General features: G+C 68.8%; 27 protein-coding genes. 10 read left to right on the forward strand and 17 right to left on the reverse strand.

Annotated features, from left to right (window positions below; genetic code table 11):
• Positions 1–7: 7 nt before the first annotated feature.
• Positions 8–2344 (forward strand): serine/threonine-protein kinase, encoded by a 2337-nt coding sequence (locus ACLSSQ_RS00945; RefSeq protein WP_416243532.1) that lies wholly within the window; start codon positions 8–10, stop codon positions 2342–2344.
• A 79-nt stretch (positions 2345–2423) separates the two neighbouring features.
• On the opposite strand, the gene ACLSSQ_RS00950 is transcribed toward ACLSSQ_RS00945, so the two are convergent.
• The 3 genes from ACLSSQ_RS00950 to ACLSSQ_RS00960 form a co-directional block, all read right to left on the reverse strand.
• Positions 2424–3326 carry an adenylate/guanylate cyclase domain-containing protein gene (locus tag ACLSSQ_RS00950; protein ID WP_014235806.1) on the reverse strand — a complete coding sequence of 301 codons (903 nt, stop codon included), beginning with the start codon at positions 3324–3326 and terminating at the stop codon, positions 2424–2426.
• 120 nt (positions 3327–3446) lie between these two features.
• Positions 3447–4346 (reverse strand): tRNA 2-thiocytidine(32) synthetase TtcA, encoded by a 900-nt coding sequence (gene ttcA, locus ACLSSQ_RS00955; protein ID WP_014235805.1) that lies wholly within the window; start codon positions 4344–4346, stop codon positions 3447–3449.
• A gap of 21 nt (positions 4347–4367) precedes the next feature.
• Positions 4368–5123, reverse strand: coding sequence for a pteridine reductase (locus tag ACLSSQ_RS00960; RefSeq protein ID WP_014235804.1), 756 nt, complete (start codon positions 5121–5123; stop codon positions 4368–4370).
• 90 nt (positions 5124–5213) lie between these two features.
• On the opposite strand from ACLSSQ_RS00960, the gene ACLSSQ_RS00965 reads away from it, so the two are divergent.
• Positions 5214–6371 carry a class I SAM-dependent methyltransferase gene (locus tag ACLSSQ_RS00965; protein WP_416243533.1) on the forward strand — a complete coding sequence of 386 codons (1158 nt, stop codon included), beginning with the start codon at positions 5214–5216 and terminating at the stop codon, positions 6369–6371.
• Positions 6372–6453: 82 nt separating this feature from the next.
• The gene (locus ACLSSQ_RS00970; RefSeq protein WP_416243534.1) at positions 6454–7308 is read left to right on the forward strand and encodes a type IV pili methyl-accepting chemotaxis transducer N-terminal domain-containing protein; all 855 of its coding nucleotides are present in this window, start codon (positions 6454–6456) and stop codon (positions 7306–7308) included.
• An 18-nt stretch (positions 7309–7326) separates the two neighbouring features.
• Here the strand turns inward: ACLSSQ_RS00970 and ACLSSQ_RS00975 are convergent, their stop codons facing one another.
• A complete protein-coding gene (locus tag ACLSSQ_RS00975) occupies positions 7327–7524 on the reverse strand; it encodes a hypothetical protein (protein ID WP_416243535.1) in 198 nt (65 codons plus the stop codon).
• Positions 7525–7686: 162 nt separating this feature from the next.
• Here ACLSSQ_RS00975 and ACLSSQ_RS00980 point away from each other — a divergent pair, with 162 nt between their 5' ends.
• Positions 7687–7881 carry a YjfB family protein gene (locus tag ACLSSQ_RS00980; RefSeq protein ID WP_014235800.1) on the forward strand — a complete coding sequence of 65 codons (195 nt, stop codon included), beginning with the start codon at positions 7687–7689 and terminating at the stop codon, positions 7879–7881.
• Positions 7882–7953: 72 nt separating this feature from the next.
• On the opposite strand, the gene ACLSSQ_RS00985 is transcribed toward ACLSSQ_RS00980, so the two are convergent.
• Together ACLSSQ_RS00985 and ACLSSQ_RS00990 are read right to left on the reverse strand one after the other, a co-directional pair.
• Positions 7954–8766 carry an alpha/beta hydrolase gene (locus ACLSSQ_RS00985; protein WP_014235799.1) on the reverse strand — a complete coding sequence of 271 codons (813 nt, stop codon included), beginning with the start codon at positions 8764–8766 and terminating at the stop codon, positions 7954–7956.
• Positions 8766–9383, reverse strand: coding sequence for a glutathione S-transferase family protein (locus ACLSSQ_RS00990; protein ID WP_416243536.1), 618 nt, complete (start codon positions 9381–9383; stop codon positions 8766–8768). The genes ACLSSQ_RS00985 and ACLSSQ_RS00990 overlap by 1 nt, the downstream gene beginning before the upstream one ends.
• Positions 9384–9478: 95 nt before the next feature.
• Between ACLSSQ_RS00990 and ACLSSQ_RS00995 the strand changes: the two genes are divergently transcribed.
• A complete protein-coding gene (locus ACLSSQ_RS00995) occupies positions 9479–9670 on the forward strand; it encodes a DUF2905 domain-containing protein (protein WP_130459707.1) in 192 nt (63 codons plus the stop codon).
• On the opposite strand, the gene ACLSSQ_RS01000 is transcribed toward ACLSSQ_RS00995, so the two are convergent.
• The 4 genes from ACLSSQ_RS01000 to ACLSSQ_RS01015 form a co-directional block, all read right to left on the reverse strand.
• Positions 9654–10874, reverse strand: a complete 1221-nt coding sequence (locus ACLSSQ_RS01000; protein ID WP_130459708.1) for a multifunctional CCA addition/repair protein — start codon at positions 10872–10874, stop codon at positions 9654–9656. The genes ACLSSQ_RS00995 and ACLSSQ_RS01000 overlap by 17 nt on opposite strands.
• A gap of 8 nt (positions 10875–10882) precedes the next feature.
• Positions 10883–11515: a glutathione S-transferase family protein gene (locus tag ACLSSQ_RS01005; RefSeq protein ID WP_416244272.1), complete on the reverse strand. Its 633-nt coding sequence runs from the start codon at positions 11513–11515 to the stop codon at positions 10883–10885.
• Positions 11516–11548: 33 nt separating this feature from the next.
• Entirely contained in the window at positions 11549–12508 is a 960-nt protein-coding gene (locus ACLSSQ_RS01010; protein WP_416243537.1) for a complex I NDUFA9 subunit family protein, read from the reverse strand.
• Positions 12509–12613: 105 nt separating this feature from the next.
• Entirely contained in the window at positions 12614–14602 is a 1989-nt protein-coding gene (locus ACLSSQ_RS01015; protein ID WP_416243538.1) for a transglycosylase SLT domain-containing protein, read from the reverse strand.
• A 161-nt stretch (positions 14603–14763) separates the two neighbouring features.
• Between ACLSSQ_RS01015 and ACLSSQ_RS01020 the strand changes: the two genes are divergently transcribed.
• Positions 14764–15357 (forward strand): 5-formyltetrahydrofolate cyclo-ligase, encoded by a 594-nt coding sequence (locus ACLSSQ_RS01020; protein ID WP_416243539.1) that lies wholly within the window; start codon positions 14764–14766, stop codon positions 15355–15357.
• A gap of 159 nt (positions 15358–15516) precedes the next feature.
• Here ACLSSQ_RS01020 and ACLSSQ_RS01025 read toward each other — a convergent pair whose 3' ends face one another.
• Positions 15517–16326, reverse strand: coding sequence for a helical backbone metal receptor (locus tag ACLSSQ_RS01025; RefSeq protein ID WP_416243540.1), 810 nt, complete (start codon positions 16324–16326; stop codon positions 15517–15519).
• A gap of 29 nt (positions 16327–16355) precedes the next feature.
• Here ACLSSQ_RS01025 and ACLSSQ_RS01030 point away from each other — a divergent pair, with 29 nt between their 5' ends.
• Positions 16356–17087 (forward strand): SDR family NAD(P)-dependent oxidoreductase, encoded by a 732-nt coding sequence (locus ACLSSQ_RS01030; protein ID WP_416243541.1) that lies wholly within the window; start codon positions 16356–16358, stop codon positions 17085–17087.
• A 3-nt stretch (positions 17088–17090) separates the two neighbouring features.
• Here the strand turns inward: ACLSSQ_RS01030 and ACLSSQ_RS01035 are convergent, their stop codons facing one another.
• A complete protein-coding gene (locus tag ACLSSQ_RS01035) occupies positions 17091–17765 on the reverse strand; it encodes an SCO family protein (RefSeq protein WP_014235789.1) in 675 nt (224 codons plus the stop codon).
• A gap of 2 nt (positions 17766–17767) precedes the next feature.
• Positions 17768–18124 carry a hypothetical protein gene (locus tag ACLSSQ_RS01040; protein ID WP_416243542.1) on the reverse strand — a complete coding sequence of 119 codons (357 nt, stop codon included), beginning with the start codon at positions 18122–18124 and terminating at the stop codon, positions 17768–17770.
• Positions 18125–18253: 129 nt separating this feature from the next.
• Here ACLSSQ_RS01040 and ACLSSQ_RS01045 point away from each other — a divergent pair, with 129 nt between their 5' ends.
• Complete coding sequence (locus ACLSSQ_RS01045) at positions 18254–19075, forward strand: hypothetical protein (RefSeq protein WP_416243543.1); 822 nt, start codon at positions 18254–18256, stop codon at positions 19073–19075.
• On the opposite strand, the gene ACLSSQ_RS01050 is transcribed toward ACLSSQ_RS01045, so the two are convergent.
• From ACLSSQ_RS01050 to argS, 4 genes are all read right to left on the reverse strand, one after another.
• Entirely contained in the window at positions 19072–19845 is a 774-nt protein-coding gene (locus tag ACLSSQ_RS01050; protein ID WP_416243544.1) for an SDR family oxidoreductase, read from the reverse strand. The two genes, ACLSSQ_RS01045 and ACLSSQ_RS01050, sit on opposite strands and share 4 nt — an antisense overlap.
• Before the next feature lie 77 nt (positions 19846–19922).
• Positions 19923–20582: a thiol:disulfide interchange protein DsbA/DsbL gene (locus ACLSSQ_RS01055; RefSeq protein WP_416243545.1), complete on the reverse strand. Its 660-nt coding sequence runs from the start codon at positions 20580–20582 to the stop codon at positions 19923–19925.
• A gap of 11 nt (positions 20583–20593) precedes the next feature.
• Positions 20594–21247, reverse strand: a complete 654-nt coding sequence (locus ACLSSQ_RS01060) for an SPOR domain-containing protein (RefSeq protein ID WP_232058790.1) — start codon at positions 21245–21247, stop codon at positions 20594–20596.
• 46 nt (positions 21248–21293) lie between these two features.
• Positions 21294–23036, reverse strand: a complete 1743-nt coding sequence (gene argS, locus ACLSSQ_RS01065; RefSeq protein WP_416243546.1) for an arginine--tRNA ligase — start codon at positions 23034–23036, stop codon at positions 21294–21296.
• Positions 23037–23154: 118 nt separating this feature from the next.
• On the opposite strand from argS, the gene ubiB reads away from it, so the two are divergent.
• Entirely contained in the window at positions 23155–24705 is a 1551-nt protein-coding gene (ubiB, locus tag ACLSSQ_RS01070; RefSeq protein WP_416243547.1) for a ubiquinone biosynthesis regulatory protein kinase UbiB, read from the forward strand.
• 25 nt (positions 24706–24730) lie between these two features.
• Positions 24731–25609, forward strand: coding sequence for an arginase (locus ACLSSQ_RS01075; RefSeq protein ID WP_416243548.1), 879 nt, complete (start codon positions 24731–24733; stop codon positions 25607–25609).
• Positions 25610–25768 lie beyond the last annotated feature (159 nt).

Genomic DNA, 25768 nt, shown 5'->3' on the forward strand with positions numbered 1-25768 from the left:
AGCTGCCATGGCTGAAGCAATGCCACAAAGGCTGGGCAAGTACGAGGTCCGCCGGGAGTTGGGGCGGGGGGCCATGGGGGTGGTCTATGAGGGCTTCGACCCGGGCATTGCCCGGCGGGTGGCCCTCAAGACCGTGCGCCGGGACCAGCTGGAGAAGGACGAGGCCCAGGAGCTGCTGAGCCGCTTCCAGCGCGAGGCCCAGGCCGCTGGGCGGCTCAACCATCCCAACATCGTCGCCATCTACGAGTACGGCGAGGACGGGGGCACCGCCTTCATCGCCATGGAGTATGTGGAAGGGCGGGAGCTGAAGGACTATTTCGACAAGTCCGAACGCTTTTCCCTCACCGAGATCGCCCGCCTCATGGGCGAGCTGCTCTCCGCCCTGGACCACGCCCACGGCAACGGCATCGTGCACCGGGACATCAAGCCGGCCAACATTTTCATCCTGCACAACGGCCAGGCCAAGGTGGGGGATTTCGGCATCGCCCGCATCGAATCCTCCAACCTGACCCAGGCCGGCTCCGTCCTTGGCACCCCGGCCTACATGTCGCCGGAGCAGTTCATGGGGCAGACGGTGGATGGCCGTTCCGACCTGTTCTCGGCCGGCGTTTTGCTCTACCAGTTTCTCACCGGGGAAAAGCCCTTCACCGGCCAGCTCACCACCATCATGCACAAGGTGTTGAAGGAGGACCCCATCGCCCCTTCCGAGCTCAACGTGCAGGTGCCGCGGCGTTTCGATGCGGTGGTGCGCAAGGCCCTGGCGAAGCGGCCGGAGCAGCGTTTCCAGAGCGCCCGGGAATTTGCCGCCGCCCTGCAGCAGGCCATGGCCGGCGGCCCCGAGGAGGAGGCGACCCTGGTGGCCGATGAGGTCACCCTGCTCTCTGCCGAGGCGGAGCGGACCCTGGTCTCCGGAGCGGCGGTGCCCGCCGCAGCCAGCGAGGCCACCCGGGTGGTGCCATCGCCAGCAGCCAGCAAGGACGCGCCTTCCAGCCATGGCATGGCCGGGACGTCCGTCCCGCCTGCCTCCCAGGCCGTTGCCAAATCCCGTCTGCCCTATGCCCTGGCGGCGGGGGCGGCGATCCTGGTGGCGGCCGGTGCCGGCTACCTGTACCTGGGCCGTGGCGGCGACGGATCGGGTTCCCCGGCAGCGTTGCCGGCGGCCTCGGTAGCGGCGGCCGACAACGGCACCATCGTCATTTCTGCCGTGGGCGTGGCCGATCCCAGCGATTCCCGCCTGGCCGGCGATCCGGCCCTGCTGCAGGCCGCCCTGCGGGAGGATGCCCGCCGCCAGTTGGTGGAAAAGGCGGTGGCCCTCAACGTGCAGCCGGCCTCCCTCTCCCGCTACTACGATCTGCTGTCTGCCCGCCTGCTTTCCCGCAGCGGCGACTTCATCGAATCGGTGCTGCAGGAAGAGGCGCCACAGCAGGAGGCCGGCGGTCTGGCCACCCTGGGCACCCGGGCCGTGGTGCGGGTGCGGGAGGTGCAGAAATCCCTCAACCAGATGTCCGCCGAGGAGCGGGTGGATTTCATCCGCAACAACGGCGACCCGAAAATCTCCGTCACCATCAACACCCGGGGTGAAGCCGGCGATGCCGTGCGTTCCCCCATCGCCGAGAACATCCTCAAGGAGCGGGTCCAGTCCTTCGGCTTCCGCACCTGGGGCGATGCCGCCAAGGGGCAGCCGGGGGCCGATTTCGCCATCGTCGGCGAGGCCCGCTTCAAGAAGCTTTCCGCCACCCTGCAGGCTTCCGGCCTGACCATCGAAAAGTACGTCATCACTTCGTGGACGGTGAAGTGCATCGACCAGGCCAGCGGCGAGGAAATCTACTTCAACACCACCCTGCCCCAGAACGGCAGTTGGGCCACGGAAGAGGCGGCCCTGAAGGATGTGGGCCGGCTGGTGGGCGAGGAGTTCTCCAAGAGCTTCTTCCTGCAGCACTTCCGTTTCGCCGGCCAGAAGGTCCGCTTCCGCTTCGGCGCCCTGCCCGACAAGGCCCTGCTGCCCAGGTTGCAGCAGGAAATGAACGGCCTGCGGGCGGTGCTGGGCACCCGTCTCGACGGCGAGGTGGTGGAGGCGGAGCTGTCCGGCAGCCTGCCGGCCACGGCGGAGCTGGCCCAGGCCGCCGTCCTTGCGCCCCTCAACCGCAAGCTGGGCCAGCCCTGCTTCAGCGTGGTATCCACCGCCGGCAGCGAGGTGACGGTGGGCCTGGACAGCCGTTGCAGCAGCGCTGCCGGCCTGGCCCGCCTCAACGAGGCGCCGCCGGCCGCCCTCTACGAAGCCACGCCCGGGCGCCGGGCCGAAGTGGTGAAAAACCCGGCCCTGCTGAAGAAGCTGGAAATCTGAAGACTGTCTTGGGGACAGGCCCAAAAGAAACGGCCGGCAGGCATGACGCCTCCGGCCGTTGGTTTTGGTTGGGGCCCGCTTACAGGTATTCGAACTGGGCCACTTCCATTTCGGTGCTGCCGCTGGCGGCGGTGTGGCCGAAGGCCACCAGGCCCTTGTTGCGCAGGACGATCTCCTCGCGCCGCAGGAACACTTCGGCCTCGCCTTCGAAGGCGACGAAGGTGCCGTTGGTGCTCTGGTCGATCAGCACGTACTTGTCGCGCCGGCGTTCGATCTTGGCGTGGCTGCGGGAGGCCTTGCGGTCCTCGATGACCACGTCGTTCTCGCCGCCGCGGCCGAAGGTCAGGGTGGAGGTCTTGTCATCCAGCAGATAGGCCTTGCCGTGGTGCCGCACGCAGAGGCGGGTCACGGTGCGCAGGGGCTGGGTGGGGTCGATGCTGGGAGCCTTCATGGTCAGCTCCTCGGTCTCCTGCCACAGCACCTCGACGATCTGCATTTCCTCGGCCTTGCCCTTCACCGGCAGCCGGTCCACATCCCGGGTCGAGGCCCGCAGCAGCGGCGAGACGGTAGCCAGGCTCTGGGCGTTGGTGATGATCTGGCCGGCCTTGGCCAGACCGGCCATGCGGGCGGCGGTGTTCACCGTGTCGCCGAAGAGGTCGTTGTTCTCCTCGATGGTGGGGCCGAAATGGAAACCCACCCGGATGTTGAGCTTGACCCCGGAAACCGGCGGCAGGTCCAGGACCCGCTGCTGCATGTCCATGGCCGCCTGGAAGGCGGCGTCGGCGGTGGGGAAGGCCACCATCAGTTCGTCGCCGATGGTCTTGATGATGCGCCCCTGGTAACCCTCGACGGCCCGCTCCATGCGCTTGATGCAGCGATCGACGGCGTGCAGGGCTTCCGTGTCCCCCAGCTTCTCATAGAGCCGGGTGCTGCCGGAAATGTCGGCAAACAGTACCGCCAGTTCGGATTCGGTACTACTCATGCCATTACCCCCCTGAATGACTGCGACAGCATGACTCCAACTACCTGAACTGCACGTATTATCTTCGTCATATTATTGATTTATGTTGATTTTCCCTGAACCGGCATCATAGCAAAGGGCTCAGGCCCCAGCCACTACGGGCAGCGGAAAATCGTCCCCGTCCAGGGGCCCCCGGGGCGCCAGCATGGGGGGCAGCTCCGGCGGATCGAACAGGGTGTCGCCCTCGGCCGCCGGGGTCAGGCCGGCCTTGAGGCCCTTGAAGTCGAATAGCTTGGTGTCCGCCAGGTGGGAGGGCACCACGTTCTGCAGGGCGCTGAAGACGGCCTCGGTGCGGCCGGGGAATTTCTGGTCCCACTCCTGCATCATCTCCCGGATTTTCTGCCGCTGCAGGTTGTCCTGGGAGCCGCACAGGTTGCAGGGGATGATGGGGAATTCCATGCCCCGGGAGTAGCGGGCGATGTCGCTCTCGGCGCAGTAGGCCAGGGGACGGATGACCACGTGGGCGCCGTCGTCGGTGACCAGCTTGGGCGGCATGGCCTTCAGCTTGCCGCCGAAAATCAGGTTGAGGAACAGGGTATGCACCATGTCGTCCCGGTGGTGGCCGAGGGCGATCTTGTTGGCGCCCAGCTCCTTGGCGGTGCGGTAGATGATGCCGCGGCGCAGGCGGGAACAGAGGGAACAGGTGGTCTTGCCCTCGGGAATCTTCTCCTTCACCACCGAGTAGGTGTCGGCCTCGATGATGCGGAAATCGACGCCGGTCTTCTCGAAGTAGGCCGGCAGCACCTCGGCCGGGAAACCGGGCTGCTTCTGGTCCAGGTTCATGGCGATGAGGCGGAAGTTGATCGGCGCCTTGGCCTGGAGGATGCGCAGCAGGTGCAGCAGGGTATGGGAATCCTTGCCGCCGGAAACGCAGACCAGCACCGTGTCGCCTTCCTCAATCATGTTGTAGTCGGCGATGGCCTTGCCGGTTTCGCGCAGGAGCCATTTTTCAATGCGTTGCAGGGTGTTGGAGCGTTCCACGGGAGATTCCTGGTTACTTGATTACAGATGGGCCGTGCGGCCCCCGTCTACGTTGATCACCTGGCCGGTGATGTAAGGGCTGTCCACCAGCAGGAAGTGCACGGCCCGGGCGATGTCGGCCGGGCTGCCTTCCCGGCCCAGCAGGGTGTCGGCGACGATGGCCTGGCGGGCGGCGCTGTCGAAGTCGCTGCCCTCCGGCCACAGGATGGGACCCGGCGCCACCGCATTGACCCGCACCACCGGTGCCAGCTCCGCCGCCAGGGCCCGGGTCAGGGTGAGCAGGGCGCCCTTGGCGGCGCAATACAGGGGATAGCCCACCAGGGGCCGCTCGGCATGGACGTCGGTGATGTTCACCACGGCGCCGCCGCTGGCCCGGAGATGGGGCGCCGCCGCCTGGGTGAGGAACAGGGGGGCCTTGAAGTTGCTGCCCACCAGGTCGTCCCAGGCCGCCTCGTCGATGCTGCCCAGGGGCGTGCGGAAAAAGCTGGAAGCGTTATTGACCAGGCCGTCCAGACGGCCGAATGCCGTCACCGACTGCTCCACCAGCCCGGGCAGGGCCGAGGTCTGCAGCAGGTCGGCCTGGATGCAGACGGCGGAACCGTCCCGCTGGGCGTTCAGCTCGGCCGCCAGGCTGCGGGCCTCGGCCGCCGCCGAGCGGTAATGCAGCACCAGACTGGCGCCGGCGGCATGCAGGCGCCGGGCGATGGCCGCACCGACCCGCTTGGCGCCGCCGGTCACCAGAATCGCCTTGCCCTGCAAGTTGCCGTTGCTGTCCATGGACTGCCCTGAACGGATTTGGAAGTTTGCGAATTTTAGCGGATTGGCCCATCATCCCGCCCTCTTTTCGCCCCTTTTTCTTCTTCTTTCATGGCCTTGCCCCTGCCCGACGCCGATGCTCTGGCCCACAGCCAGCGACTGACCGATGCCCTCGCCGCCGAAATCGCCGGTCGGGACGGCTGGATCGACTTCGCCCGGTTCATGGAACTGGCGCTCTACGCGCCGGGGCTGGGCTATTACACGGCCGGGGCGCGCAAGTTCGGTGCCGACGGGGACTTCGTCACCGCCCCCGAACTGTCGCCCCTCTTCGCCCGCAGCCTGGCGCCCCAGGCGGCCCAGATCATGGCGGCCAGCGGTCCCCGCATCATCGAGGCCGGGGCCGGTACCGGCCGCCTGGCGGCCGACCTGCTGCTGGCCCTGGAGGCCCTGGGCAGCCTGCCGGAAAGCTATGCCATCCTGGACCTGTCGCCTGACCTGCGCCAGCGCCAGGCGGCGACCCTGGAGCAGCGGGCGCCCCATCTGCTGGACCGGGTGCAATGGCTGGATCACCTGCCGCAGCGCTTCTCCGGCCTGGTGCTGGGCAACGAGGTGCTCGACGCCATGCCCGTGCATGCGGTGGCCTGGCGCGAGAGCGGCATTTTCGAGCGGGGCGTCGGCATCGGCCCCGCAGGCTTTGCCTGGGTCGAACGTCCCGCCACCGGCGAACTGCTGGTCAGGGCCCAGGCCCTGGCGGCCGAATGCACCATTCCGCCGGCCGGCTACATGAGCGAGATCGGCCTCGCGGCGCCAGCCTGGGTGGCCTCCTGGGGGCCGATCCTGGAGCAAGGTGCCCTGCTGCTGCTGGACTACGGTTTTCCCCGGCAGGAGTTCTACCATCCCCAACGGGGCGGCGGCACCCTGATGTGCCACTACCGCCACCATGCCCACCCGGACCCCTTTCATCTGCTGGGCCTGACCGACATCACCGCCCACGTGGATTTCACGGCAGCGGCCGAAGCCGGTTTCGCCGCGGGCCTGGAGGTGCTGGGCTATACCGCCCAGGGCCAGTTCCTCATGAATGCGGGTCTGCTGGACTGCCTGGCCAGCCTGGCCCCCGGCAGCAGCGAGTACTTCAAGGCCGCGGCCATGGTGCAGAAACTGGTGCAGCCCCATGAAATGGGCGAGCTGTTCAAGGTCATCGCCCTGGGCAAGGGCCTGGCCGAGCCCCTGCTCGGCTTCCAGCGCGGCGACCGCAGCCACACCCTGTAAGCGGCAGCGTTCCGGCCCTTCATATTCCTGCAACGCGGAGGGTGTTTACTGACGGCCCCTAGATGTTTTCGGGAATGCCGTCATGCCCCTTGCCTTGCTCCCCGTCGCTGCCAGTCGTGCCCTCTTCCTGGGGCTACTGTTTCTCTTTGCCCTGCTGCTTTCCGGTGCCGTCCAGGCTGCCGGGGCCAGCGACCTGGTGGCCGTGGGCCAGCTGCGGCTGCAGTCCCAGCGCGTGGCCAAGCTCTACCTGCAGGCCGGCCTGCAGATCCAGGCGGACAGCGCCCGCAATCAGTTGCAGAAAGCCACCCAGCAACTGGAGACGGCCCTTGCCGAACTGGCCCCCTACAGCCGCCAGAGCCGCATGGCGCCGACCCTGCAGCGCACCCAGGCCCTCTGGGTGGAGCTGCGGCAGGCCCTGAAATCCCCCTACACCACGCCGGCCCTGCAGCGGGTGCTGACGGTCAGCGACGACCTGATGCTGGCCAGCGGCAAGCTGAGCCTGCTGATCGAGGAGCAGAGCGAAGGCAATATGGGGCGCCTGCTGGATCTATCCCAGCGGCAGAACATGCTGGCCCAGCGGCTGGCACGGCTGTATCTGATGGGCTTCGCCGGCGACCGCAGCCAGGGGCGCCAGGTGGACGCGGAACAGGCCCGCCGTGAATTCAACACCGCCCTGGGCGAGCTGGCCGGGGCCCGGGAAAACACCGCCGCCGTGCGCAATGCCCTGGAACTGGCGCGTACCCAATGGCTGTTCTTCGACCAGGCCCTGGTCGGCGGCGGCAGCGGCGCCGGTACGGACAGGCAGAGCCAGGCCCGCAATGTGGCCACTACCAGCGAGCGCATCGCCGAAGTGCTGGAGGAGGTCAGCCGCCAGTACGCCCAGGCCTATAACAGCACCCAGGTGGCGGTGGCGCCGGGGGGCGCCCGCCGCAACTGAGGTGATCTGGGCAAGTGCCTATTCCTGGGCGGCGTAGAAGGCGTTGAGATAGAGGGCGGGGTCGATACCCGGTTGCCGTGCCGGTGCCGCCACCAGTTGCAGCTGGGGCTCCAGCCGGGGCGGCTCGGTCCAGTTGGCGTTCAGCACGTCTTCGTCGTAATGGGCGGTGAGGTCGTCGCTGCAGCGGCCCGTGCTCATGTCCATGATGGTCAGCATGTTGCTCTCCTTCACCGTGAGGGGGCGCCCGTCGCCCCCTGTAAGAGGTGTAACGGAGCGCGGTGGGAAAAGGTTGAGCCGTTCCGGGATTTTTTTGCTCCGGTATCAAGAAAGCCGGATTTTGGTCGTAGAATGAAATAGTAATTCCACGAGGAGAACGCCATGGACGTCAATGGCATCGCCAGTCTGGCCACCAGTTTTTCGGAAACCCAGACCAGCAACCAGATTCAAACCGCAGTCCTGAAGAAGGCCCTGGATGCCCAGGCTTCCAGTGCGGCCCAGTTGATCCAGGCCCTGCCCCAGTCCACCGTCAATCTGCCCGACCATCTGGGCAAGAACGTGAACACCACGGCCTGAGCTGCCCGGCCCTGCCGTCGCAGATACCGAAACGCCCCGGCTTGCCGGGGCGTTTGTTTTGGGTGCCGCGGTTCAGAAACCCTGGCCTTGGAGCCAGGCCAGGAGCGACCTGGCCACCTTTTCCCAATCCTGTTCCAGCATCAGCCCGTGGCCCATGCCGGGGAAGATTTCCGGGGTGATGCCGTAGGTGTCCCCGGTCATCTTCACCTGGGCCGCCGGCACCAGGGCATCCAGTTCGGCGCCGATGATCTGCAGGGGCGGCAGCCGCATGCGCAGCAGCTGGGGCAGGTTGAACAGGGACATGTCCCAGATGGCCCGCTGGGACTCCTTCTGCATGTGGCCGTAGTAGCGCAGCAGGCGCTCCGGCTCCACGTCCTGAGCAAAGAGGGCCTGCTCCAGCACGTGGCTGGCCACCTGGCCGCCCCCCAGCAGGTGGTTGAGGTCCCCCAGCAGGTCCGGGCGGGAGAAGACCATCTGCAGGGAAGCCCCCACCAGGCCCTGGGGCGGCACCGAGCACATCAGGACGGCGCCCGGCACCTGGGCCTGCTCGAGGTACTTCTGCACCACGAAGCCGCCCATGGAGTGGCCGATCAGCACCGGCGCCTGTTCCAGTTCCGCCACCGCCCGGCGCACGTCCTCGACGTAATCCTGGATGCTCCACCAGTCGATGCTGTTGTGACCCCAGCTGCCGCCGTGGCCGCGCAGGGAAACGGCATGGGCGTCGTAGCCGGCGGCGGAGAAGAAGGGCAGGAAGTGCTCGTCCCAGCACCAGGCGCCGGCGAAGGCGCCATGGACGAAGAGCAGGGGCGTGGGCCGGGCCTTGGCCTTGCCTTGGGCCGGGCGGGAAATGACTTCAAGGACCTGGTCCTGGGCGCGGGTGTCCATCAGGCGGGCACCTCCATGCCGCGCCGCACGGCGGGCCGCTCGCCCACCAGGGCGGCCCAGCGGGCCACCTGGGGATAGTCCGCCAGGTCGATGCCCTGCCATTCGTGGCGGCTGACCCAGGGGTAGATGGCCATGTCGGCGATGGAATAATCGCCGGCGACGTAGGTCTGGCGTTGCAGCTGGCCCTCGAGGACGCCGTAGAGGCGGGCCGTTTCCGTGCGGAAGCGCTCGATGGCGTAGGGCACCGGAGCCGGGGCGAAGCGCAGGAAGTGGTGGGTCTGGCCGAAGATGGGGCCGATGCCGCCCATCTGGAACATCAGCCATTGCAGCACGGCATAGCGCTCCGGCCCGGCAACGGGCAGGAAGCGGCCGCATTTTTCCGCCAGGTAGATGAGGATGGCGCCGGATTCGAACAGGCTCAGGGGCTGGCCGCCGGGGCCCTCCTGGTCCACGATGGCGGGAATCTTGTTGTTGGGGTTGATGGCCAGGAAGTCCGGGGCAAACTGCTGCTCCCGGGTGATATCCACCGGCTGCACGGCGTAAGGCAGGCCGCACTCTTCGAGCATGATGGAGACCTTGCGGCCGTTGGGGGTGCCCCAGGTGTAGAGGGTGATCATGGCTTTCCTTGGTTCTGTGTCGCGGGGCCGGCTTCCCGTGGTTAAATCGGGGCCGCCGGATGTGGGCGCCAACCTTTCCTGTCTAGGTCTGCACAATGTTGAAATGGCTTCTGACCCTGAGCCTGGGGGTGATACTCCTGGGCCTGTTCCTGCCCCGCCAGCCGGGGCGGCGGCGGGGCCTGCCCGGGGATGTCAATCTGCGCCTGCGCGGCCGGGACTATTTCTTTCCCTTCGGCTCCACCCTGGTCTTTTCCGCCCTGCTGGCCCTGCTCAGCCGTTTTCTCTGAGGGCCGCCGCGACGGCGCCGGCCCGGGCCTGGTGGATGGCGTCGGGGATGCGGGAACGGTCGCCGGCGGCCTTGGCCACGGCCCCCGCATCGACGCTGCGGGCCGCCGCCAGGGCGGTGCGCAGGCGCGCCGGGCTGGCGTAGGGGCGCTCCTCCCAGTCCTTGCGGCCGTTGTAGTCGCAGGCGCAGGCGGCGAGCAGTTGCTCGAAACGCTCGGGGCGGCGGAAGGCGTCGGTCTTTTCCAATAGGGTGACCAGGGTCGCCGGCCGCATTTCCAGGCATTTGTGGATGTCGCCGTGGTAGCGGGCGGTGAGCAGGGCCAGGTCCCGGCATTCCACCGGCACCTTGAGGCGGGCGCACAGCGCCTCGCCCAGCTCCACGCTGCGGTGCTCGTGGCCGATGTGCCGGGGCAGGATGTCGGCCGGCGTGGTGCCCTTGCCCAGGTCGTGCAGCAGGGCGGCGAAGCGCACCGGCAGCGGCTCGCCGCGGCTGGCGGCGACGTCGATGACGCGCATGACGTGGTCGAAGGTGTCGATTTCCGGATGGTAGTCGGCCCGCTGGGGCACCCCGTCGAGCTTCTCCAGTTCGGGCAGGAGGCGGGCCAGGGCGCCGCAGTCCTTGAGCACGGCGAACATGCGCGAGGGCCGGGCCTCCATCAGGCCCTTGGCCAGTTCCTGCCACACCCGTTCCGGCACCAGGGCGTCCACCTCGCCGTTGGCCACCATTTCCCGCATCAGGGCCAGGGTTTCCGGGGCCACGGAAAAATCAGTGAAGCGGGCGGAGAAGCGGGCCAGGCGCAGGATGCGCACCGGGTCTTCGACAAAGGCCGGGCCCACATGGCGCAGCACCCGGGCGGCAATGTCCCGGACCCCGCCGTAGGGGTCGGTGAGGCTGCCGTCCTCGCCTTCGGCGATGGCATTGATGGTCAGGTCCCGCCGCGCCAGGTCCTGTTCCAGGGTCACGTCTGGCGCCGCGTGGAAGGCGAAGCCGGCGTAGCCCCGGCCGGTCTTCCTTTCGGTGCGGGCCAGGGCGTATTCCTCATGGGTCTGGGGATGCAGGAAGACGGGGAAATCCTTGCCCACCGGCTTGAAGCCCTGGGCCAGCATGGTCTGGGGATCGGCGCCCACCACCACGTAGTCCCGGTCCTGCACCGGCAGGCCGAGCAGGCGGTCGCGCACGGCGCCGCCGACGACGTAGATCTGCATGGGCGGGGTCAGGCGCCCACCTCGGCCCGGGCGCCGGCAGCCCATTCCTGCATGGCCGGCAGGGCCAGCAGGGTGTCCCGGTAGGCGGCAGCCAGGGGCGGCAGTTCGACGCCGTAGGTGTGGAAGCGGAAGGCCACCGGAGCGTACATGGCATCGGCCACGGAAAAGTCGCCGAAGAGGAAGGGGCCGGCCGCGGCGAAGCGCTCCCGGCAGGAAGTCCAGAGGGCGGCGATGCGGGCGATGTCGGCCAGGACCTCCGGCGTCTGGCCTTCACCGGGGCGGCTGGCAGCCACCTCCATGCTCATGTGTTGGCGCAGGGCGGCAAAGCCGGAGTGCATCTCGGCGCTGACGCTGCGCGCCTCGGCCCGGGCCTTGGGGTCGGCGGGCCACAGGTCCACATGGTTCAGGGAGGCCTTCTCGGCCAGGTATTCGCAGATGGCGAGGGAATCCCACACCGTCAGGTCGCCATCGATCAATGCCGGCACCTTGCCGGAGGGCGAGTGGGCCAGGATCTGGGCCTTGGTGTCCGCCTGGCGCAGGCGCACGGGGATTTCCCGGAAGGGCAGCCCGGCCTGCTTCAGCAGCAGCCAGGGCCGCAGGGACCAGGAGGAGAAGTTCTTGTTGCCGATGACCAGTTGCAGCATGGATTCTCCTCCCGGGCGGGGGGCAGGCGTTCAGCGGCCGGCCTGGCCCCGGAACGTGTTGAACTTGGCGTTGGGATCGGCGGCCAGGTAGGTGGGGGCCACGGATTCCAGGGAGGCGGGGCACCAGCGGGCCGGAGTCTTGGCGCCGGGGGTGGCCACATTGTCCACCTGCATGGAACGCAGGTTGTCCGGGGACATCAGGGGCTTGGGCGCCAGCCACAGCAGGCCGGCCTGCAGGTAGGCCCAGCCTTCGGAGAGCTTGAACAGGGGCCGTTCCTTGCCGATCACCTTGCCGGTGTACTGGATCAGTTCGCGCAGGCTGTAGACGCCGGGGCCGCACAGTTCATAGGTCTGGCCGAAGGTGTCGCTGTCTTCCAGGCTGTCCACGAAGGCCTGGCCCACGTCGTCGATGCAAACCGGCTGGAAGCGGGCGTCGGGGAAGCCGATGGGGAACACCGGGGCCAGCTTGAGCAGCTTGGCGAAGGTGTTGAGGAAGGAATCGCCGGCGCCGAAGATGACGGAGGGACGGAACACGGTCACGTCCAGCGGGCCCTGGGCGGCCTGCACGATGGCTTCGCCGTCGCCCTTGGAGCGCAGGTATTCGGAGGGGCCCTTGGCGTCGGCCTTGAGGGCGCTCATGTGCACCAGGCGCTTGACGCCGGCCTGCTGCATGGCAGCGACGACTTTCCGCGGCAGTTCCACATGGGCCTGGGCGAACTTGCGGCCGTAGGGCATTTCGCTGTCGCCGTGGAGGATGCCCACCAGATTGATCACTGCGTCCTGGCCGCGCATCAGGGCGAGCAGGTCTTCTTCCTTGTTGATGTTGGCTTCCACCACATCGACCCCGGGCAGGGGCAGCAGGTGCTTGGCCCGTTCCCGACGACGGGAGGGCACGGTGATGCGGATGCCTTCGCGGGCAGACAGCAGGTTGGCAATGTGGCTGCCGACAAAGCCGCTACCGCCCAGCAACAGAATGTTTTTGATCGCCATGATTATCTCTGGAGTGTCGCTTTATAGTCTTTGCGCCGCGCCGTTGCCGACGCGATGCTCCCCTCACCTCCCGGCAACGCTGGCGCCGCCGGGAAACCCCGGATTTTACGGCAAATCTTCCGGTTTTGGCTGGTTCTCGCCACCGCTGCCCTTGGGCAGCACCACCCCCAGCCGGCTTTTCAGGGACTGGGGCCGGCCGTTGTTGAAGAGGGAGGCGTAGTAGACCGAGTTGCTCATCACCTTTTTCACGTAATCCCGGGTCTCGCTGAAGGGGATGGTCTCGGCGTAGATGGCCCCCTCGATGGGCTTGGCGGCCCGCCATTTCTGGGCCCGGCCGGGACCCGCATTGTAGGCGGCGGAGGCCAGCACCGGGTGGTTGTCCAGGCTTTCCATGACCATGCGCATGTAGGAGGTGCCGAGCAGCACGTTGGTGTCCGTATTGGTCACCTGGCCGTGGTCGTAGTCCTTGAGGCCGATCTTCTTCGCCACCCAGCGGGCCGTGGCCGGCATCAGCTGCATCAGACCCGAGGCGCCGACGGAGGAGCGGGCGTTGGTGACGAAGCGGCTTTCCTGACGCATCAGGCCGTATACCCAGGCATCGTCCAGCTGCTGCTGGCGCGCCACGGGGCGCACCTGCTCGTCGAAGGGGGAGAGGTAGCGCAGGCTGTAGTCGTGTTCGTTCTTGGTGCGGTCGGCGGCGGCGATGGCCCGGTCGTAGATGTTGTTGCGGCGGGCGATTTCGGCGGCGGCCAGCAGTTCCCGGTCGTCCATGCCGCGCAGGGCCCAACTCCATTCCTTGGTGCCTTCGAAGCGCAGGTTGGCGCGGAACAGGGCCAGGGCCCGGCGCAGGGCCAGGTTGTCGCCGACCCGGGCCAGTTCCTCCCGGCTCAGGGGGCGGGCCTGGGGCGGCAGCTTGATGGGGCGGCCCAGCTCGTCGTCCGCCAGGTTGCCGTAGAAATTGGGCTGGCCGGCGATGCGCTCGAACAGGGGCTGGGCCAGGTCGTTGCGGCCGGCGGCCTTGTAGGCCCGGCCCAGCCAGTAGGTCCAGCTGGGGTCGGCGGCCTGGGTCGGGCTCATGCCTTCGATGGCGTGGCGCACCAGGTGCCAGTCCTGGGCGCGCAGGGCGGCGCGCACCTTCCAGGCCTGGGCTTCGTCGGAGAGGGGCGTCAGGTCGCTGCCGCGGCGGTACCAGTCCAGGGCTTCCGGATAGTGGCGCTGGGCGCCCTGCCAGCCGATCTGGCCCCAGGCCCAGGCCCGGTCGGCCGGCGGCAACTGGCTTTCCAGGGCATCCAGGCGCTGGGCGGCCATGGCCGGGTCGTTGCGGGCCACCCGCTGCAGCGCCAGCAGGGCCAGTTCCCTCTGCAGGCGCTGGCTGGTGCCGGAGAGCTTGACCAGGAAGGGCAGGGGCTTGTCCGTCACCTGGTCCCACAGCTTGCGCTCCGGGGTCTGGGCCACGGGCAGGTACTGGGCCGTGTTCCAGGCGGCGCCGAGTTTGTTGATTTCGAACTGGCGGCGGATGCGGGCCCAGACGTCGTCGGAATTGACCTTCTGGGCCGCCACCACGGCGTCCAGCACCGGGTTGCAGGGCTCGGGCACTTCCAGCAGGGTGCGGAACAGGGGCAGGGCGTCGTCCAGGGCCTTCGGGTCCTTGCGTGCCAGGCGGCTCTGCAGGCTGAGGCAGGCCAGGTCCTGGTCGGCCTGGGAAATCTTCGGGTACTCGGCCTCGAACTCGCTCCAGCGCTGCTGCTTGCCGAGCAGGCGCAGCCAGTCGCCGCGCAGCTTCTCGGCGATGTAGGTCTTGTCCTGGCGGGCGAGGAAATCGTTGAGGGCGGCGACGGTGTTGGCGTCGGCCTTTTCCAGCTGGGCGCGGATCTGGAAGTACTCCACGTAGGGCGCCAGTTCGTGGTCCCGCAGCTCGGCGGCGAGGCGGTCGAGACGGTTCAGGTCGCCGGCGCGGAAGGCGTCCCGGGCGGCGACGAACTGTTCGTCGCTACCGGCGCGGGCCGGGGCGTTGAGGCCGAGACAGAGGCCGAGCAGGGCGGAGCACAGGGTGAGGCGAAGGGCGAAGCGGGGGCGGGCTGGGGAAGGCGACATCGTGGTGTGATAATCTGGTTCGGCGTCTGCAGGGCAGGCGCTTGAGGCAAGGGGCTGGCGGGAAAAAATGCCGTCACGGCAGAGCCACTGGCAGCCCTTTGAGCATAGCACAGGCCGGGGCCCTGCCCGGCCTCCGCAGCGAGCCAATTTCATCTTTCCCCATGACCGCCATTCCCTTCACCCCGCCGCCCGCCCCCGAGAACCGCAACGTCCTGCGCCAGCGCCTCATTGCCGCCCGCCGCGGGCTTTCCGCCGAGGCCGTGGCCCTGCTTTCCGAGGCCATCTGCGGCCACCTGATGGCCGGCTTTCCCGAACTGGAGGGCCAGGTGGTGGGTTTCTGCTGGCCGGTGCAGAACGAGCCGGACCTGCGTCCCCTACTGCTGGAGTGGCAGTCCCGGGGCGGCCGCTCGGCCCTGCCGGTGGTGACGGTGCCCAATGCGCCCCTGGCCTTCCGCGAGTGGCGGGAGGCGACGCCCCTGGCGCCGGACCGCTACGGCATCCCGACGCCCACCGAGGGTCCCTGGCTGGTGCCCCAGGTGCTGCTGCTGCCGGTGAACGGGGTGGACCGGCTGGGCTACCGCCTGGGCTACGGCGGTGGCTTTTTCGACCGCACCCTGGCCAGCCTGGACCCCCGACCCTTGGCCATCGGCGTCGGCTACGAACTGGCCAGGGTGGCCGACATCGGCCCGGAGCCCCACGACGAGCCTCTGGATGCCCTGGTGACGGAAGCCGGCATCACCCGCTTCCGGCCCTGAGCGGCCTGCACCGGTCCCTGCCGAGAGGCAGGCGGGATGGGCGTCTTGAGATGGTGTGGCCGGTGAGCGGCTTGCAATCTGCCTCCCCCGGCAAGTGGTCGGGAGAATGCCGTCTTGCCTGCCTGCCCGGGCAGGCGTAAAGGAGCGCTGCCTGCCGCCCTAGGCTAGGCTTTGGCGCAGGGCCGCCAGGTAGCGCAGGCCGGCGATGGCCCGGCTGCCGTACCAGGAAATCATTTCCCCATCCACCGTCAGCACCGGGGTGCCGCCCGTGGCCGGGTCGGCGGCCAGTTCAAGGGCGTCCTTGTCGCGGAAGGGATAGGGCTCGCTCGGCAGCAGGATGCGCCCGGCCTGGCGGGCCAGGGCCAGGTCCACTTCCGGATAGCGTTCGGCGCCGTCGGCGGGCAGGCTGTCCCAGCCGGCGGCGGCCAGCATGCGGGAGATGTAGGTGTCCCGGCTGATGCTCATCCAGGGCTTTTTCCAGATCAGGTAGAGCACCGTCTCCCGGGGCAGGCCGGCCACGGCGTCCGCCAGTTCGGCCCGGGCCGCGGCGTAGTCGGCGCAGAGCTGCTCCGCCTCCGCTTCCTTGCCGAAGAGATGGCCCAGCAGGCGGTACAGGGCCGGATTGTCGTCCGGGCCCAGGGGATGGGTGACGACGATGTGGGGCACGAAGGACTCCAGGGCCGCCACTTCCTCGCGCCGGTTTTCATCCACATTGACGATGACGTGGGTGGGGGCCAGGGCGCGGATCTTCTCCACGGAGAAACCCTTGGTGCCGCCCACCTTGGGCACGGCCTGCAGGGCCTGCCGCGGATGCACGCAGAAGCCGGTGCGCCCCACCAGCTGGGGGCCCAGGCCCAGGTCCCACAGCAGCTCGGTGATGGAGGGCACCAGGGACACCAGGCGCAGTTCGCCCCGGGCGGCGGACCAGGCGGGGTGCGGCTTGCCGAGGGCGTCGGGCCATTGCATCATCGGGCATCCATGAACGTGAAGGAGCAGCGATGCTAGCGCAAAAAATTGCCGTGGTGACGGGTGCCGCCCGGGGCTTGGGTCTGGCCGTGGCCGGCCTGTTGGCCGAGCAGGGTTGCCGGGTGGTGCTGGTGGGGCGGCGTGAGGGGCCGCTGCAGGCGGCCTGTGCCGAACTGGCGGGACGCGGCCTGGAGGTGGCGGCCCAGGTGGCTGATGTCACCCGGGGCGAGGACGTGGCCCGGCTGGCCGCCTTCCTGGAACGGGAATACGGCGGCGTGGACATCCTGGTGAATAACGCCGGGGTCTTCCTCGAACCCCACGATTTTGCCGACCCGGCCAGCGGCAGCCTGCTGCGGGTCGATCCGGCGCTGGTGGCGGCGACCCTGGAGGCCAACACCCTGGCGCCCCTGCGCCTGATGCAGGCCCTGGTGCCCCTGATGCGGCGGCGGGGCTGGGGGCGCATCGTCAATGTCTCCTCCGGCATGGGCCAGCTGTCCACCATGGGCGGCGCCTGGCCCGGCTACCGGGCCTCGAAGACGGCCCTCAACGCCCTCACCCGCATCCTGGCGGCGGAACTGGCCGCGGAAGGGGCGGCGATCAAGGTCAATGCGGTGTGTCCCGGCTGGTGCCGCACCGAGATGGGCGGCAGCGACGCCCAGCGTAGCGCCGAGGAGGGCGCCCGCAGCATCCTGTGGGCCGCCACCCTGCCCGACGACGGGCCCAGCGGCGGCTTCTTCCGGGACGGCCAGCCCCTGGACTGGTAAGGCTCAGCGCCGGGGCGGGGCGCCCGCCGGGGCTTGCTGCTCCCGGGGCGTCGGCTCGGGCGTGGCGTCCAGCTGGGCCTTGATGCGCGCCGTGATCTCGGCGGCGGGCATGGCGTAGGGGAACTTGGCGACAAAGCCGCTATCCGGCCCCAGCAGGTACATGCCGGCGGAGTGGTCCATCCAGTATTGGTCCGAGCCCGGCTCCTGGACCTTCTCGTAGCGCGCCTTGAAGTTGTCGGCGACGCCCCGCACCAGGGCTGGCGATCCGGTGAGGCCGAGGATGCGCGGGTTGAAGAAGGCGACGTAGTTGCCCAGGACCTTGGGCGTGTCCCGCTGCGGGTCCACGCTGATGAAAATGGGCTGCACCCGCTTGCCCGCCTCTCCCAGCTGTTCCAGGATGGCCGCCATTTCCGCCAGGGTGGTGGGGCAGACGTCGGGGCAGGAGGTGTAGCCGAAGGTAATCAGCTGGAACTGGCCGCCGAAGTCCTGGTTGGTGACCACGTTGCCGTACTGGGTCTGCAGCAGGTAGCGGGGTTGCACGCCGACGGCGATGTCGTCGCCGCTGGCGGCCAGATGGCGGGCCGGGTTGAGGGGCTTGGCCGGGGCCTGGGCGGCGGCCGGCAGGGCAAGGGCGGCGCCCAGGGCCAGCAGGGCGAGCTTGAGACGGGCGTACTTCATGGTCAGCGGGCCACGGCGTCGGCAGAGGCAGGCGGCAATTGCTCGGCCAGGGCTTCGGCCTTGCGGGCCAGTTCCGGGGCGGCGGGGCAGGTGCCTCCCTGGCGCGAGCGCTCCAGGAAAGCGTTCTGGGTGGCCCCTTCGAAAGCCTCGCCGTACTGGCGGGTCTTGGGGGCGCGCTGGATCACCAGCCCCTTGATCCGTGCCACCACCTCTTTCTGGCCGCAGGCCAGGGCGGTGCCGTTGAGGCGGCCCAGTTCGGTGAGGGCCTGCAGTACCGATTCGGGCGACAAATCCGCCGCCCGGGCGGGTTGGGCGGCCAACAGCGAGAGGGGCAGCAGGAGCAGGGCAATACGGCGCATAGGGTCCTCGGAAGCAGGGAGAATGGGCGGATGATAGCCCGGCCCGGGGCCGCCTGATTTGATATAGGCCGGATTTGTCGCCGCCCCGGACCCCGCGGCGGCGGCGGGGCCTGTGGGATAATCCGCCCCATGTCTGCTCCCAACCTGCCCGCCGGCGCCCCCGAACTGGTCGCCGCCATCGAGGCGGCCCTGGCCGCCCGTCCCGAGGAACGCATCCTGCGCCTCAGCCACGAGGGCCAGTCCCTGGTGGTGAAGCGCGCCTCCGACCAGACCCGGGCCCCCTGGGTCACTTGGATCGCCGCCCGTATCGCCGGCAGCCTTTCGCCCCAGCCCCTGCCGCGGCAGTCCCTGGCCCTGTCGGACCAGGGCGGCCTGATCCGCATCGAAGCCCGCCGCCTGCGCAGCCTCCACGCCGCCGGGGTGAAAGTGCCCCGGGTGCTGGCGGAAGGGGCCGGCTGGCTGGCCCTGGAGGCGGTAGGCGATACCCTGGAACACGCCCGTACGGACCGTCCGCGGCAGGAATGGGACGACCTGCTGCTGCGGGCCATGGACGACCTGGCGGCCTTCCACCGAGCCGGCCACTGGCACGGCGGCAGCCAGGTGAAGAACCTGATGCTGTGGCAGGGCGAGATTTACCGCATCGATTTCGAGGAAGACATCGGCGAGCACCTGCCCCTGGCCGTGGCCCAGACCCTGGACCTGGTGCTGCTGGTCAATTCCTGCCTGCTCCTCGACGACCGGGGCGAGGCCGCCTGGCAGGCCATGGGCGAGGCCCTGCTGGAGCGCTACTTCGCCGCCCACCCGGCGGCCGACATCCGCCGCTGCCTGCAGCGGGCCATGCTGTGGCTGCGCGCCATCACCTTCCTGGCCCGGCCCTGGCGCCACAAACGGGGCCGCAGTCTGCGCCGGGTATTCCTGCTGCGCCGTTGCCTGGAGCGGGTGCTGGCCTAGTCCAGCAGGCCCCGGGGCTTGCGCGGGGCCTGGGTGAACAGGCGGTCGTAGAGCCAGTTGGGCAGGAGCCGCAGGACCTTCGCCACCACCCCCATCTGCCAGGGAATGACCGTGTAGCTGGTGCCCTTTGCCACCGCCCGGGCGAAGCGCCGCGCCGCTTCCGCTGCCGGCAGCAGGAAGGGCATGGGATAGGGGTTGATGGCGGTCATGGGGGTTTCGATATAGCCCGGGGCGATGGTCACCACCTTGATGCCCTTGGGCGCCATTTCCAGGCGCAGGGATTCCAGATAGGCGATGGCGGCGGCCTTGGAGGCCGAATAGGCTTCGGCCCCCGGCAGGCCCCGGATGCCGGCGACGGAGGCGATGCCCACCAGGCGCCTGTCGCCGCCGGCGGCGGCCATGGGGCCGATGAAGGGGGCGAAGGTGGCGGCCATGCCGTAGACGTTGGTGTCCATCACCTTGCGGAAGGCCGCCAGGTCTTCCGGGCATTCGCTGAGGGTGCCCACCGAGACCCCGGCGTTGGCGATGACGATGTCCGGGGCGCCGTGGCGAGCCGTGAAGTCGGCCGCGGCGGCGGCCAGGGCCGGGGCGTCGCTCACATCCAGGGCATAGGCGGCGTGGCGCCCGGGCAGGTCGGCCAGGAGGTCCGTCAGTGCTTGTTGCCGGCGGGCCGCCAGACCAAGGGTGGCGCCCTGTTCGGCGTAGTGACGGGCCAGGGCGGCGCCGATGCCGCTGGAGGCGCCGGTGATGAAGACCTTGAGGGATGCCATGAATGTTCCGCAGGTGGATGTGAAATCGCCCGGAGGGCGGGGCCGTCCGGGCGATGGCGTGGGTCTGCCGGCGGGGCTTACTTCTTCTTGCCGGCCCGCTCGGCGCGGATTTTCTCGATCAGCAGGTCGGCGTTGCGCAGCACGTCCTTGAAGGCTTCGCCCTTGACCACGTAGCGGCCGTCCACCACCACCATGGGCACGCCGTCCACCTTGTAGGCCCGGGCGATCTGCTCGGCCCGGCTCATCTTGCTGTTCACGCCGAAGGAGCTGAAAGCCTCGGCGAACTTCTTGCCGTCGGCGCCCTGCTTGCCCACCCATTCCTCGGCGGTGCGGGGGTCGAACAGATTGACGCGCTGTTCGTGGATGGCCTTGAACACGGCTTCGTCCAGCTTGGCCAGGTCGCCGGTGGTTTCCAGGGCGTAGTACAGCTTGGCCACGTTGGTCCAGGCGGGGCGGCCGAAGGTGATGGGCACCTTCTTGAAGGCCACGTCCGGGCCCAGGCGGGAGGCCCAGGCGTGGATCAGGGGGTTGAAGTCGGCGCAGTGGGGGCAGCCGTAGGAGAAGAACTCGATCACTTCGATCTTGCTGCCGCTGTCGGTGGCGATGGGCGGGTTGATCGCCTGGAACTGGGGCTGCTGCTGGGCAACGGCCGGCTGCAGGGCGGCGGCGGCCAGCAGGGCCAGGGGCGCCAGCCAGCGGCGCAGGCGGGAATACAGGGAAGCGGAGGTCTGGGTCATGGGGGTTTCCTTCAGTCCTTGTTCTTGACGATATTGGCTTCGACGCCGGCCTTGGCCAGCTCGGCGCGCACCTTGTTCACTTCATCGATCTTGGTGTACGGCCCCAGGCGCACCCGGTACCACACCTTGTCGCCCACCATCACTTGCTGCACGGTGGCTTCCACCCCCAACATGGCCAGACTGGCCTTCTGATTGTCCGCGTCGCCCGGCTTCTGGAAGGAGCCGGCCTGGAGGAACACGGGTTCCTTGGCGGCGGCGCCGTCCTTGGCGTCCTTGGCCTCCTTCCCGTCCTTGCCATCCTTGGCCGTCTTGGCGTCGGGCTTGGCTTCCGGGGCGGGAACGGCGTCGGCGTTGCCGGGCAGAATCTTGTAGAAGTCGAAACGGGGCTTTTCCGGCACCGGGTCGCCGGGCTTGCCGGGCAGGGCCGCCGGGGCGGGGGGCTGGGCCGGGGCGGCCTTGTCCGCCGCCTTCTCACCCGGCTTGGGCAGGGCCTCCGGCGGCATGGGGGCGCCGTTCTGGGTCTTGTTCACAAAGGGCATCGGCGCCTTGTTGATGTACCAGGCGACGCCCAGGGCCGCCACCACCCCCAGGATGAGGCCGATAAAGATGCCGATCAGGGTGCCACCGCCGGACTTTTTCCTGGCGGGGGCCTTGCGGGGTTTCATGTCACGACTCATGGTTCTCTGCTCAACGTATGGGGGCGGGGTTGGCTTACATGGAGGCCGGGCAGGAAACACCCAGCAGGGCCATGCCGTTACGGATCACCTGGCGCACGGCGGCGGCCAGGGCGACGCGGGAACGGGCCAGGGCGGCGTCGTCCACCAGCATGCGTTCGGCATTGTAATAACTGTGGAAGTCGGCGGCCAGGTCCTTCAGGTAGAAGGCCACCTGGTGCGGCGCCAGGTCTGCGGCGGCATTGGCGACGACTTCGGGGAAGGCGGCCAGGCGGGCGGCCACGGCCAGTTCCCGCGGGTGGGTCAGCAGGCCCAGGTCGGCACCGGCCAGTTCGGCCTCGTTGCCGCCGGCATCGCCCCACTGCTTGACTACGGAACAGACCCGGGCGTGGGCGTACTGGATGTAATAGACCGGGTTTTCGTTGGTCTGGCTCTTGGCCAGGTCCAGGTCGAAGTCCAGGTGCTGGTCGGACTTGCGCAGCACGTAGAAGAAGCGGCAGGCGTCGTTGCCCACTTCGCCGCGCAGCTGGCGCAGGGTGACGAACTCGCCGGAGCGGGTGGACATGGCGGCCTTCTCGCCGTTGCGGTAGAGCACGGCGAACTGTACCAGGGCCACGTGCAGCTTGGCTTCGTCCTGGTCCAGGGCCTGGAGGGCGCCCTTCACCCGGGGAATGTAGCCGTGGTGGTCGGCGCCCCAGATGTTGATGACCTTGTCGAAGCCCCGGTCGAACTTGTTGAGGTGGTAGGCGATGTCGGAGGCGAAGTAGGTGAACAGGCCGTTCTCCCGCTGCACCACCCGGTCCTTCTCGTCGCCGAAGGCGGTGGAACGGAACCACTTGGCGCCGTTCTGCACGTATAGGTGGCCGGCGGCTTCCAGCTTCTCCACGCACTTGGCCACCAGGCCGGTATCGAAGAGGGACTTCTCGGAGAACCAGACGTCGAAGTGCACGCCGAACTCTTCCAGGTCGTCCTTGCCGTCCGCCAGCTGCTCGGACAGGGCGTGCTGGTGGATGTAGCTCCAGTCCGGGCCGAGCAGGTTCTTGGCGTTGGCGATGAGGGCGTCCAGGTGGCCCTCCTTGTCCGCTTCCACGTCGGGAGCGCCGGCCAGGATGTCCGCCGCCGGGCGCAGGTACTTGTTGCCGTGGGCGTCCTTGATCTGGCGGGCCATGTCGCGCACGTAGTCGCCCTGGTAGCCGTTGGGCGGGAAGGGGACGTTGATGTCGTAGAGAGCGAGGTAACGCAGCCAGGTGGAGAGACCGAGGATGTCCATCTGCCGGCCGGCGTCATTGACGTAGTACTCCCGGGTCACATCCCAGCCGACGAAGGCCAGCAGGCTGGAGAGGGAGGCGCCATAGGCGGCGCCGCGGCCATGACCGACGTGGAGGGGGCCGGTGGGGTTGGCGGAGACGAATTCCACCTGCACCTTCTGCTTGCCGCCGGCGTTGCTGCGGCCGTATTCCCCGGCCTTGGCCAGCACGGCCTGGACCACGGCGGTCTTGGCGGCGGCCTTGAGGGTGAAGTTGATGAAGCCGGCGCCGGCGATGTCCACCTTTTCCACCCAGGCGGAGGGCGGCAGCTCATTGACCAGCTGCTGGGCGATTTCCCGCGGGTTCTTTTTCAGTTCCCGGGCCAGCTGCATCGCCACGTTGGCGGCGAAGTCGCCGTGGGACTCCTGTTTCGGGCGTTCCAGGGCGATGGGCGTGGCGGCGTGATCGGGGGCCACGCTCTTCAGGGCGGTCTGCAGCAGGTCGGCCAGGTGGGCCTTGATATCTTGACTCATAGGGAAATCGGGCGGTGCCAAAAGCTTGAAAGGGCCGATTATACCTGCCCGGCGCCGCGGGCCGGTCTGGATTCTGGTATTCTCGGCGGCTCCCTCCCCCGCCTCTTCCCGACTGACCATGCGCCTGCTGCGCCTCGCCAAGATCGCCACCGTCGCCATCCGTTACGGCCTCGACCAGATGGTGCTGGAACACGAGCCCACCGGCCGTGCCCGGGGCCTCTCCCGGCTTTCCCGCGCCCTCTTCTTCTGGCGCGACCTGGACCGCCGCTCCGAGGCCGAGCGCCTGCGCCTGGCCCTGGAAGCCCTGGGCCCCATCTTCGTCAAGTTCGGCCAGGTGCTGTCCACCCGCCGCGACCTGTTGCCGCCGGACCTGGCGGAGGAACTGGCCAAGCTGCAGGACCAGGTGCCGCCCTTCCCCTCGGAGCAGGCCATTGCCCAGGTGGAAGCGGCCTACGGCAAGCCCCTGGCAGAAATCTTCGCCGAGTTCGACCCGACCCCGGTGGCCTCCGCCTCCGTCGCCCAGGTCCATTTCGCCCGCCTGCACGATGGCCGCGAAGTGGCGGTGAAGGTGCTGCGCCCCGGCATGAAGCCGGTTATCGGCCACGACCTGGCCCTCATGGACACCCTGGCCGGCCTTACCGAAAAACTGTGGGCCGACGGCAAGCGCCTGAAGCCCCGGGAGGTGGTGGCCGAGTTCGCCAAGCACCTCTACGACGAGCTGGACCTGATGCGGGAAGCGGCCAACTGCTCCCAGCTGCGCCGCAATTTCGAGAATTCCCCCCTGCTGCTGGTGCCCGAGGTGCATTGGGACTACTGCACCCCCTCGGTGATGGCCATGGAGCGCATGCACGGCATCCCCATCAGCCAGACCCAGCGCCTGCAGGCCCAGGGCACCGATTTGAAGGCCCTGTCCCGGGCCGGGGTGGAGATTTTCTTCACCCAGGTCTTCCGCGACGGCTTCTTCCACGCCGACATGCACCCGGGCAACATCTTCGTCCATGCCGACGGCCGCTACATCGCCCTGGATTTCGGCATCGTCGCCACCCTCAACGACAACGACAAGAACTACCTGGCCCAGAACTTCCTGGCCTTCTTCCGCCGCGACTACAAGCGGGTGGCCGAGGCCCACATCGAATCCGGCTGGGCCCCCGCCGACACCCGGGTGGACGAGCTGGAAGCGGCCATCCGCGCCGTCTGCGAGCCCATCTTCGACCGCCCCCTGAAGGACATCTCCTTCGGCAAGCTGCTCTTGCGCCTGTTCCAGACCAGCCGCCGCTTCAATGTGGAAATCCAGCCCCAGCTGGTGATGCTGCAGAAGACCCTGCTCAACATCGAGGGCCTGGGCCGCCAGCTGGACCCGGACCTGGACCTGTGGAAGACCGCCAAGCCCTTCCTCGAGAAGTGGATGGAAAGCCAGATGGGCTGGCGCGGTTTCGTGCGCAACCTGAAGAACGAGGCGCCCTACTGGGCCCGCAGCCTGCCCCAGATTCCCCGCCTGGCCCAGCAGGCCCTGGCCGCCCAGGCCCGGGCGCCGGAAACCGGCGTCGCCACCCAGGCGGCCCTGGCCGCCATCCAGGCCACCCAGGCCCGCCACGAGCGCTGGCTGCGCCTGGCCCTGCTGCTGGCCGCCGGCATCTTCGCCCTGGAAATCTTCCGCAGCCTGGGCTGAGTCCGGGCCCGCCGCCTGCGCCGCCATGCACCGCACCCTCCGCCTCATCGGTGCCGCCAGCGGCGTCGGCGCCCAGGACCCGGGCTGCCACGCCGGCCCCACCGCCCTGCACCGGGCCCACGCCTTCGATGACCTGCACCGCCGCCCCGATCTCAGCTGGGGCGAAACCCTCTTTCCGCGCCAGGCCCTGGGCGGCCGCGTGGCCGAGGTGGCCGACCTCTGCCAGCGCCTGGCCGAGGCAGTGCGCCAGGCCCGGGAGCGGGGCGAGACCCCGGTGGTGCTGGGCGGCGACCATTCCTGCGCCATCGGTACCTGGAGCGGCGTCCGCGCCGCCAGCCCGGCACCGGTCGGCCTGCTCTGGCTCGACGCCCATCTGGACAGCCACACCCCCGAAAGCACCCATTCCGGCGCCCTCCACGGCATGCCCCTGGCCTGCCTGCTGGGCCAGGGCGACCGGCGCCTGGTGACCGTGGGCGGCCCCGGGCCCAAGCTGCTGCCCGGGCATGTGGCCCTCATCGGGGTGCGCAGCTACGAGCCGGAGGAGCGGGAGTTCCTCGACCGCCTCGGGGTGCGCGTGTTCGCCATTGACGAGGTGCGGCAGCGGGGCCTGCCGGCGGTCTTCGGCGAAGCCCTGGCCCGGGTGCGACAGGCGCCCGGCGGCTACGGCGTCAGCCTGGACCTGGACGTCTTCGATCCCCGGGAAGCGCCGGGGGTGGGCAGCCCGGAACCGGCGGGCCTGTCCCAGACCGAACTGATGCCGGCCCTGGCCGGCCTGGCCGGGGACCCGGCCCTGCTGGCCCTGGAGGTGATGGAGTTCAACCCGGACCGGGATGCGGGCGGGCGCACGGCAGCCCTGCTGGCCCGGCTCATCGGTGCTGTCTTCCCCCGCCGGCACGGGGCCTGAGAGGCCCGCCGGACGGGCGTTCCAGCCCGGCTGCAGGGCACTGGGGGCGGCCTTTCCCGGGTCTTGATCGGCGGCGGCCCAAAATGGTGCGCCAAGGCACTGATTTGCTTGCCCTAAATCCTGCCGGCGTGGGGCGGAAATGCGGCTATACTTGCGCGT

This window comes from Azospira sp. APE16 (assembly GCF_047901315.1).
GTDB lineage: Bacteria > Pseudomonadota > Gammaproteobacteria > Burkholderiales > Rhodocyclaceae > Azospira > Azospira oryzae.